Origin of the sequence: Actinotalea sp. C106 (assembly GCF_023630195.1) — a bacterium.
Taxonomy (GTDB): Bacteria; Actinomycetota; Actinomycetes; order Actinomycetales; family Cellulomonadaceae; genus Actinotalea.
In genome coordinates this window covers 1-2,755 of record NZ_JALPKN010000351.1, presented here as the reverse complement: position 1 = coordinate 2,755, position 2,755 = coordinate 1, and the positions used below count along the sequence as shown (strand labels likewise).

Annotated in this window: 2 protein-coding genes and 1 pseudogene; all 3 read left to right on the top strand. The window is 75.3% G+C overall.

The window, feature by feature from the left end; translation table 11 throughout:
• A pseudogene (locus tag L0B03_RS16160) lies at positions 1–1,005 on the top strand (polyketide antibiotic transporter); the annotation flags it as partial.
• A 94-nt stretch (positions 1,006–1,099) separates the two neighbouring features.
• Positions 1,100–1,915, top strand: coding sequence for a hypothetical protein (locus L0B03_RS16155; RefSeq protein ID WP_250447777.1), 816 nt, complete (start codon positions 1,100–1,102; stop codon positions 1,913–1,915).
• 57 nt (positions 1,916–1,972) lie between these two features.
• A partial coding sequence (proC, locus tag L0B03_RS16150; RefSeq protein WP_250447774.1) for a pyrroline-5-carboxylate reductase occupies positions 1,973–2,755 on the top strand: 783 nt, incomplete at its 3' end.

The following is a 2,755-nucleotide window of genomic DNA, read 5'->3' as shown; positions in this document are numbered from 1 at the left end:
GCCCTGGGACTGGCGTACGTGCTGCGCGGCGTGGGCGACGCCCAGCAGCTCGGCGGCAGCGCGCCGTCCTGGGCTTCCCCGATCGGCTGGGTGCAGCAGACCCGGGCCTTCGTCGACCTGAGGTGGTGGCCCCTGCTGCTCGGCCTGGGTCTCGCCGCGCTGCTCACCGCTGCCGCCTACGTGCTGGTGGTCCGGCGCGACGTCGGGTCGGGACTGGTGGCCTCCCGCCCCGGCCCTGCGGGGGCGGGCCGCGGGCTGGTCCGCCCGGTCGGTCTCGCGCTGCGGATGGAGCGCGTGAGCCTGGTGGGCTGGGGGGTGGGCCTCGCGGTCTTCGCGGGGCTGACCGGCTCGATGGGCCAGGGGGTGGTCGACAGCTTCCTCGAGCAGCCCGAGCTGGCCCAGGTCTTCGGCACCTCGGGTGCGCAGGACATGCTCCTGGCCACCCTCGCGGCCTTCCTCGGCTTCTTCGCCATGGCCGTGGCGGTCTACGCCGTCATCTCGGTCAACCACCTGCGTCGGGACGAGGAGGAGGGGCGCACCGGGATGGTGCTCGCCTGCGGGGTGAGCCGGCGCCGGTGGCTCGGCTCCTCCCTGGCGGTCACGGCCCTGGGCGCGGCGCTGCTGCTCGTGGTCTCCGGGTTGGCCCTGGGCCTGGGAGCGGGGCTGTCGACCGGCCGGCCGGGGCTGGTGGGGGAGTTCACCGCGGCGGCGCTGGTCTACCTGCCCCTCGTGCTGTGCTTCGCCGGGCTCGCTGCCCTCGCGTACGCGGTGCGCACGGGGACGTGGTGGGTGTGGCTGCTGGTGGTCGCCTCGATCCTCGTCGGGCTCTACGGGCCGCTCCTCAACCTGCCCGACGTCGTGCTCGACGCGGCCCCCTTCGGTCTCGTCCCTGCCCTCCCGCACGAGGCCTTCGACCTCGTCCCGCTGGTCGCGCAGGGGGTGGTGGCCCTCGCCCTCGTGCTGCTCGCCGCGCAGGCCTTCCGGCGTCGGGACCTCACCGGCTGACGGGGCGCCCTCGCGGGGCCGTCGGCGCTGTCGACCGGTGCCAGGTGCGGCGAGGCCATAGTCTTGCCGCGACGGCAGCGGTAGGAGACGACGCATGGATGACAGCACCCGACGGCCCCGCGGGGACGCACGTGGGGCACCGACGGGACCGACCTCGACGGGCGCGGGGGAGGCCACCGAGGCGTCGCGACGAGGCCGCCGCGACGCCGGGGAGACCGACCAGGACTCCCCGCCGGCACGGCGACGGATCCCTCGGTGGGCCTTCGTCGTCGGGGCCGTGGTGCTCGTCGCCGCCGTCGTAGGGATCATCCTTGCTGTCACGAACAACGCCGAGACGGCCCCGCCGCCCGACCCCGAGATCGTCACCCTGCCGGTGCCGACCCCGACGGTGGACCCGGTCGAGCGTGAGGAGGGCACCGCCTTCTTCGAGGCGCTGCCCTCGACGATCCTGGCCTTCGCGCTGACCGAGACCGCCGAGGAGCCGGAGCTGGTCGACGCCGGCGCGATCGAGGCCTACCGCTTCGACTACTCGGACGGCTCGCAGGAGATCACCGTGCGCGCGGGCCAGTGGGCCGACGCCGAGGAGACCGAGGCGGCGCTCGCCGAGCAGCTGGCCGCGGCGGCCGAGGAGATCGACGCGGCCCGTGCCGCGGCCCCCACCGAGGAGGACGAGACCGCCGACGACCAGACCGCGGCGGAGGACGCCGGGACCGACGCCGAGGAGGCCGTGGCGACCCCCGGGCTCGACGAGGGCACGGTCGCGGTCGACGGCGAGGAGGTCGGGCGGTACGTCATCCTGACCCGTGAGGACGGCACCGCGACCGCGTGGTGGACCAACGGCACGGTGCTGCTGCAGGTCGACGGCGCTGCTGGGGCGGTGCGGGACGTCTACACCGGCTACCCGCTCTGACCCCTCGGCCTGGTTAGGCTGACGCACGCACCGTCCGCGTCACCCGAGGAGCAGCCCATGAGCACGTCCCGCTTCGGCCAGGTCGCCGTCCTCGGGGGCGGGGTGATGGGCGAGGCCCTCGTGGGGGCGATGCTCCGCGCGGGCGTCGAGGTCGACGACCTCAGCGTGAGCGAGCCCTCGGCACACCGCGCCAACGAGCTCTCCGAGCGCTTCGGGGTGCGCGCGGCGGACGGCAACGCCAAGGTCGCGAGCCGTGCCGACGTCGTGGTCGTGGCCCTCAAGCCCGGGGACATCGGTGGGGTCCTCGCCGAGATCGGCCCCCGCCTGCGGGAGGGGACCGTGGTGGTCAGCGTGGCCGCCGGCGTGCCGCTGTCCTTCTACGAGCGCCACCTGCCCGAGGGCACCGCCGTCGTGCGGGTCATGCCCAACACCCCGGCGCTGATCGGTCGGGGGGCGAGTGCGCTGAGCGGCGGTTCCCACGCGACCGCCGAGCACCTCGAGACGGTGCGGGCCCTGCTCGCCGAGACGGGCCTGGTGCTGACCGTCCCCGAGAAGCACCTCGACGCCGTCACCGCGGTCTCGGGCTCAGGCCCTGCCTACGTGTTCTACCTGGTCGACGCCTTGGCCGAGGCCGGGGTGCTCCTCGGGCTGCCTCGGGCGCAGGCCCTCGAGCTCGCGACGGCGACCTTCGGCGGGGCCGTCGCGCTCCTCGAGGACGGCGGGGAGCACCCCGTGGTGCTGCGTGAGCGCGTCTCCTCCCCCGGGGGGACCACGGTCGCCGCAGTGCGGCAGCTCGACGCCCACGGTGTCCGCGCCGGTGTGCTCGCCGCGGCCGAGGCG

Coding starts and splice junctions, on each gene's coding strand:
- L0B03_RS16155 (WP_250447777.1), top strand. CDS start 1,100: ATGGATGACAGCACCCGACGGCCCCGCGGGGACGCACGTGGGGCACCG.